The following is a 6,426-nucleotide window of genomic DNA, read 5'->3' on the forward strand; positions in this document are numbered from 1 at the left end:
GATCGCCAGCGCGGCGAAGCCGGGCGCAGCGGGTCGCCGCCATCGACCCAGCGGCGATCGCCAGCGCGGCGAAGCCGGGCGCAGCGGGTCGCCGCCATCGACCCAGCGGCGATCGCCAGCGCGGCGAAGCCGGGCGCAGCGGGTCGCCAGCGCGGCGAAGCCGGGCGTATCGCCAGCCGGTTTAAGCGCCTCGGTTACCATTGCCGACGGAGGATTCGCCTAGTGGCCTATGGCGCTCGCCTGGAACGCGGGTTGGGTTAACAGCCCTCGCGGGTTCAAATCCCGCATCCTCCGCACTGGATCGCGAGGCGATCAGACTGGCAAACGAGGTCTGGTCGCCCCCGGATCATGAGCACAGGGAGTGGTATGCGGCGCAACGTTGCGGTGATCTGGCACGCGGCGTTCTCTTTCCTGGCGGCCTGGCTGTACTTCTTCTTCGTCCTCCCGCGCTGGTTCGAGTTGACCGGTGCCACCCCGCATGTGCTGGGCACGGTGCTACGGATCGTGGTGGCGCTGCTGGTTGCGCTCTCTGCCCTGCCGGTGGCGTTCACGTTGCTGCGCACCCGCAAGCCGGAGTACGGCACACCACAGCTGGCGCTTCGGCTGCTGGTCGGTTCGATCGTGGCACACATCACCGCCGGGGTGCTCATCCTCGGTACGGCGATCAGCGAGATCTGGCTCTCCCTCGACCAGGCTGGGCCGGTGCTGTTCGGGATCTACGGCGCCGCCGCCGCGATCGCGCTGCTCGGCAACGGGATGTTCTACCTGTCGTTCGTGGCCGAGATGCCCCCGCCACCGCCGAAGCCGATCAAACCGAATGAGCCCAAACAGCCCAAGCGGCGCCGGTCCCGTAAGGGGAAGGACTCCGCGGGGGCCGGCGAGGAGGAGCCCGAGTCGACGGACGGCGAGACCGTCGAGGCCGAGACTCCCACCGCCGAGTCGAAGAAATCGCGTGCGGCGGCCAAGAAGAAGGCGCCGGCGGTGGCTGAACCCGAGAGCACGGCCGTGGAAGCCGAGCCGATCGAGGCCACAGCTGATGGAACCGACGAGACGCAGGAAGTCGACGCGACCGAGGAGCTCGTCTCCACCGGCGGCCGTCATGAGACGGCGCGTGCACGGAAGACGCGCACCGGTGTCCGGCACAAGATGCCGTCCGGGAAACGCCGCACCGGGCGGGACACGTAACCGCTACGCCCGCGTGCAGCTGAGCGTTACGGAAGCGGCGGCGGAGGCGGCGGATTTCCGGGCGGTGTGGTCGGGTCGGTCTCCCACACGTAGGTGCGCGGGTGCCAGTCCCAGACACCCATGTCATCCGCCGGGTATTGGCCACACGCCTCGGTGGACTTGGCCACCACACCCTTGTTGTTGAAGAAGATCTTGGCGTGGTTGGGCCAACGCACGGTCAGGTCGTCGGCGAAGTTGGTCACCAACTCCTCGGAGTAGGCCCGACGCTGCTCAGGATCCAGCGAGAAGAACCAGTGCATCTGGTCGCGGGTGGCGTCCTGCACCTCCGGCGTGTGGTTGTTGTAGTCGATCATGTACCGCTCGTAGTACACCGGCGAGAGGTCACGGCTGGCGCCGAGGATCTGCTCGGCGGTGCAGGTGGTGCGGATGATCCGGCGTGGGATCGGGAAATCATCGGTCGAATCGGCCGCCGCCGTCGCGGAGAGAGCCGCCGCGGCGACACCTGCAACGGCGACCGCGGTCATGAGACGCTGCGAACGCATGCGCACCAATATAATGCGGCGTCTTGCTGGCCGCCAAACGGACTCATTCATCAGGCAATCACCTCACACGGACGGACGGGAGAATTCGACGGTGGCCGCCGCGTCGGGGGTGACCCCGTCGGGCGATCCATCGGGCAGGTCAGGTGGTGGCTGATGTCGCGCGGGCCTGCGGCGCACCCGCATCGGCCACCAGAACCACCGGCCCAGCAACGCGGCGATCGACGGCGTCATGAACGCCCGCACGATCAACGTGTCGAATAGCAGGCCCAGCCCGATCGTGGTGCCCACCTGGCCGATGATGCGTAGGTCACTGACGGCCATCGAACCCATGGTGAACGCGAACACCAGGCCGGCCGACGTCACCACCTTGCCCGTGCCGCCCATCGCCCGGATGATCCCGGTGTTGATCCCGGCATGGATCTCCTCTTTGAACCGGGAGACCAGCAACAGGTTGTAGTCCGAGCCCACCGCCAACAGGATGATCACCGACATCACCAGCACCATCCAGTGCAGATCGATGCCGATGATGTGCTGCCAGACCAGCACGGAGAGCCCGAACGACGCTCCCAGTGACAGTGCCACCGTGCCGACGATCACCAGCGCACCGACCAGCGCGCGGGTGATCAGCAGCATGATGATGAAGATCAGGCACAGCGACGCGATCCCGGCGATCATCAGGTCGTAGGTCGACCCGTCGCGCATGTCCTGGAACGTCGCCGCCGTGCCGCCCAGGTAGATTTTGGCGTCCTCCAGCGGGGTTCCCTTCAACGCCTCCTCGGCCGCGGTCCTGATCTTGTCGATGTGTGAGATTCCTTCCGCAGTGGCCGGATTGCCGCGGTGCGAGATGATCATCCGGACCGCCTTGCCGTCCGGCGACAGGAACATCTTCATCCCGCGCTGGAAGTCGGGGTTTTTGAACACCTCCGGGGGCAGGTAGAACGAATCGTCGTTCTTGGCGGCGTCGAACGCCTTGCCCATCGCGGTGGCGTTGTCGCTCATCTCGTCCATCTGGTCGAAGATCCCGGACATGGTGCTGTGCATGGTCAGCATCATGGTGCGCATGCTCTCCATGGTCTCCACCATCGGCGGGAACTGGGTCAGGATCTGCGGCATCAACTTGTCCATGTCGCCGATATCGCCGACCATCACGTCCATGCTCTCGCTCATCTCGTCGACGGCGTCGACCATATCGAAGGCAGACCGCAGCGAGAAACAGATCGGGATGTCGTAGCAGTGCGGCTCCCAATAGAAGTAGTTTCTTATCGGCCGCCAGAAATCTTCGAAATCGGCGATGTGGTCCCGGATGTCATAGATCTGACTCTGCAGCGCATCCACGTCGCCCACCATCTTGTGGGTGGTCGACGCCATCTGGCCCATCAGGTCATACATGCGCTTCATGACCGTGATGGTCTTGCCCAACTCCTCGGCCTGAGTCAGCATGTCGTCCATCCGGTCCCGCTGGAACTTCATGTTCTGCAGCTGGCCGGCGTTCTGCATGCTGATCTGGAACGGGATCGACGTGTGCTCGATCGGGGTGCCCTGCGGCCGGGTGATCGCCTGCACCCGGGAGATACCGATCACGTGGAAGACCGACTTGGCCAACTTGTCCAGGATCAGGAAGTCCGCCGAGTTGCGCATGTCGTGGTCGGATTCGACCAGCAGCACCTCCGGCATCATCCGGGACTGCGAGAAATGCCGGTCGGCGGCGGCGAACCCGGCGTTGGCCGGAATCCAGGCGGGGATGTACTGCCTGTCGTCGTAGGCGGTCTTGTAGCCGGGCAGCGTGATCAGCCCGACCGCCGCCACCGCCAACGTCGTCATCAGGATCGGCACCGGCCAGCGCACGATCGCGGTGCCCACCCAGCGCCAGCCCCGCTCGCTGGCCTTGCGCCGCGGGTCGAACAAGCCGAACCGGCTGCCGACCGTCAGGATCGCCGGGCCCAGCGTCAGCGCGGCCAGTACCGAGACGAACATGCCGGTGGCACACGGCACGCCCAGCGTTCGGAAGTAGGGCATCCGGGTGAAACTCAGGCAGTACATCGCTCCGGCGATAGTCAGACCTGAGCCCAGGATGACGTGCGAAACGCCGCGAAACATGGTGTAGTACGCGGTCTCCCGGTCCTCGCCGGCATGACGCGCCTCCTGGTAGCGCCCGATCAGGAAGATCGCGTAGTCGGTACCGGCCGCGATCGCCAGCGAGACCAACAGGTTCACCGCGAACGTGGTGAGCCCGATCAAGTGGTGGTAGCCCAGGAACGCGACGACGCCGCGGGCCGCCGTCAGCTCCATGCCCACCATCACCAGCAGTAGCACCACGGTGACGATCGACCGGTAGACCAGCATCAGCGTGGTGAAGATCACCGCGACGCTCACCAGGGTGACCAACATGATCGACTTGTCACCGGCGTGGTTCATGTCGGCGATCAGCGCGGCGGCACCGGTGACATAGACCGTCAGACCCGGCGGCGGTGGGACCGAATCGACGATGTTGCGGACCGCCTCGATGGATTCGTTCGCCAGCGTCTGGCCCATGTTGCCGGCCAGGTTGAGCTGCACATAGGTCGCCTTCCCGTCGGCGCTCTGGGCGCCGGCAGCGGTGAGCGGATCGCCCCAGAAGTCTTGAACGTGCTGCACGTGCTTGGTGTCGGCTTCGAGCTTTTTGACCACCTCGCCGTAGTACTTGTGCTCGGCGTCACCGAGTTCGTGGTCGCTCTCCAGGACGACCATCGCGGTGCTGTCGGAGTCGGATTCCCGGAACACCTTGCCCATCCGGGTCATCGCCTGCATCGACGGCGTGTCCTGCGGACTCATCGAGACCGCGTGCGCCTTGCCGATCTCCTCCAACGAGGGCAGGCCGATGCTGAGCGCGACGATCAGGCCCAGCCAGCCGAGGATGATCGGCATCGAGAACCGTCGGATCCACCGGGCGAAGAACGTCGTCCAGTCGACGCCGGTACCGACCGACGCGTGTTTGGTGATCATGCGGCTTTCACCAGGCAGTAGGTGAACGCGCTCACCTCATGGGTGATCCGCTCGGCTTTGACCACGCCGTCGATCGTGATACGGCAGCCGATGCTGTCGCTGTCGCCTTGCGCCACAATGCTGCCCATCACCGCCGGTAACGTGGTGCTGATCTCCAGCCGCCACGGCAGGTGAGCTCCGTCGACCCGCTGCGGGTCGGAGTCGACGTCGAAGTAGGCGATGTCGGCGACCGTGCCGGGCGGCCCGAAGATCTCGTAGACGATCCGCTTGGGGTTGAACGGCTGGGTGTCGTCGAGCTGGCCGTCGGCGTACGATGGCCGCTTGTCGTGCCCGAAGCCGTGGATCTTGGACACGCTGAAGGTGGCGACCCCGACAACCAATAGGATCACCAGCGGTATCCACGACCGCTTCAGCAGGGCGAGAAGTAGGATTTCCTGTTACCCCCGGTCAGTGGGTTTTTAACGCATGCCAAGTGCGTAAGCGGACGTTACCGCAACCGGCCCGCCGTTGCAACGCACGCACTGTGCGTTATTCTCGCGCTGTGCGTCAGGTCTCATTCCAGCGCGCCCGCAGCGAGGAGAAGAAGCGCCAGCGGGCCGCTGCCCTGGTGGAAGCCGCCCGCTCGGTCGCGCTGGAGAGCGGTGTGGCGTCGGTGACCCTGACCGCGATCGCCAGCCGTGCCGGGGTGCACTACTCCGCGGTGCGCCGTTACTACAGCTCGCACAAGGAAGTGCTGTTGCGACTGGCCGAGGAGGGCTGGCAGCGGTGGTCGAACACCGTCTGCGCCAAGCTCAGCGGCACCGGCCCCCGGTCGCCGGCCCAGGTAGCCGAGGCTCTGGTCGACGGCCTGGCCGCCGATCCGCTCTTCTGCGACATGCTGGCGAACCTACACTTGCACCTGGAGCATGAGGTCGTCGCCGACCGGGTGATCGAGACCAAGCGAATCAGCACCGCAGCCGGGTTGGCGATGGCGGAGGCGATCGAGAAGGCGGTGCCCGGGCTGGGGGCCAAGGGCGCGCTGGATCTGCTGCTGGCCTCCTACTCACTGGCCGCCCCACTCTGGCAGGTCGCCCATCCGCCGGAAGGACTGGCCGACGCCTACGCGATGGAGCCGGAGGTGCCGCCGGACTGGAACCTGGATTTCTCCACCGCGCTGACCCGGCTGCTCACCGCGACCTGCATCGGGCTGATCGAGCAATCAGCCTGAGCGTCGCGGCTCGGCTGCACCCGTTTGGGTTCGCCGGGCATCTTCGGATAGCAGAAACTCCACGATGTGTCTCACCAGCTGCTCGCCGGCGTCCTCCTGCAGGAAATGGCCGGCATCGCCGATCACCGGGTGCTCGCGGCCGTGCGCGCCGCGCATCTCCCGCTGAAAGATCGGCGCCATCGCCCCGGTGATCGGGTCACCGTCGCTGAATGCCACCAGCATCGGCGTCGCGCTCGCACACAGCGCAGCCCAGGCCGACCGGTTGGCGGGTGTGGCCGGGTCGTCGGGCGTCGTCGGTATCAACAACGGCATGGCCCGCGGGCCGGCGCAGTAGCTGTCGTCGGGGAACGGCGCGTCGTAGCCAGCCCGCACCGCATCGCTGATCGGCCGCCGACAACACGATTTCACGAACCAGCCGATGTCCAGCGTAGGCGCGGTCTGGATCGCCTCGCGCGGCCACCCAAGCCACCCGCAGTGTGCCGCCGTCCCCGTCGGCGACCTCGCAATACT

General features: G+C 66.1%; 7 protein-coding genes and 1 tRNA gene. 3 read left to right on the top strand and 5 right to left on the bottom strand.

Annotated features, from left to right (window positions below; genetic code table 11):
- Positions 1-201 (bottom strand): hypothetical protein (locus AC2VOU_RS09365; RefSeq protein WP_486957125.1); only part of this gene is annotated, 201 nt, incomplete at its 3' end.
- Positions 202-208: 7 nt separating this feature from the next.
- On the opposite strand from AC2VOU_RS09365, the gene AC2VOU_RS09370 reads away from it, so the two are divergent.
- Positions 209-294: transfer RNA gene (locus AC2VOU_RS09370), tRNA-Ser, on the top strand.
- 72 nt (positions 295-366) lie between these two features.
- A complete protein-coding gene (gene lucA / locus AC2VOU_RS09375; protein WP_486957126.1) occupies positions 367-1,185 on the top strand; it encodes a lipid uptake coordinator LucA in 819 nt (272 codons plus the stop codon).
- 26 nt (positions 1,186-1,211) lie between these two features.
- Here lucA and AC2VOU_RS09380 read toward each other — a convergent pair whose 3' ends face one another.
- The 3 genes from AC2VOU_RS09380 to AC2VOU_RS09390 all read right to left on the bottom strand — a co-directional run bounded on the left by AC2VOU_RS09380 (position 1,212) and on the right by AC2VOU_RS09390 (position 5,125).
- Positions 1,212-1,727, bottom strand: a complete 516-nt coding sequence (locus AC2VOU_RS09380) for a DUF5078 domain-containing protein (RefSeq protein WP_486957127.1) — start codon at positions 1,725-1,727, stop codon at positions 1,212-1,214.
- Between the two features lie 63 nt (positions 1,728-1,790).
- Positions 1,791-4,709 carry an MMPL/RND family transporter gene (locus AC2VOU_RS09385; protein WP_486957128.1) on the bottom strand — a complete coding sequence of 973 codons (2,919 nt, stop codon included), beginning with the start codon at positions 4,707-4,709 and terminating at the stop codon, positions 1,791-1,793.
- The gene (locus AC2VOU_RS09390; protein ID WP_486957131.1) at positions 4,706-5,125 is read right to left on the bottom strand and encodes an MmpS family transport accessory protein; all 420 of its coding nucleotides are present in this window, start codon (positions 5,123-5,125) and stop codon (positions 4,706-4,708) included. The genes AC2VOU_RS09385 and AC2VOU_RS09390 overlap by 4 nt, the downstream gene beginning before the upstream one ends.
- Before the next feature lie 125 nt (positions 5,126-5,250).
- On the opposite strand from AC2VOU_RS09390, the gene AC2VOU_RS09395 reads away from it, so the two are divergent.
- Positions 5,251-5,916 (top strand): TetR/AcrR family transcriptional regulator, encoded by a 666-nt coding sequence (locus tag AC2VOU_RS09395; protein WP_486957129.1) that lies wholly within the window; start codon positions 5,251-5,253, stop codon positions 5,914-5,916.
- On the opposite strand, the gene AC2VOU_RS09400 is transcribed toward AC2VOU_RS09395, so the two are convergent.
- The coding region (locus AC2VOU_RS09400) for an alpha/beta hydrolase family protein (RefSeq protein WP_486957130.1) at positions 5,908-6,426 on the bottom strand (519 nt) is incomplete at its 5' end. The two genes, AC2VOU_RS09395 and AC2VOU_RS09400, sit on opposite strands and share 9 nt — an antisense overlap.

The organism is Mycobacterium sp. TH-M25, assembly GCF_057473665.1.

Excerpts from the sequence above, each read along its gene's own strand:
- lucA (WP_486957126.1), top strand. The coding sequence starts at position 367 with ATGCGGCGCAACGTTGCGGTGATCTGGCACGCGGCGTTCTCTTTCCTG.
- AC2VOU_RS09380 (WP_486957127.1), bottom strand. The coding sequence starts at position 1,727 with ATGCGTTCGCAGCGTCTCATGACCGCGGTCGCCGTTGCAGGTGTCGCC.
- AC2VOU_RS09385 (WP_486957128.1), bottom strand. The coding sequence starts at position 4,709 with ATGATCACCAAACACGCGTCGGTCGGTACCGGCGTCGACTGGACGACG.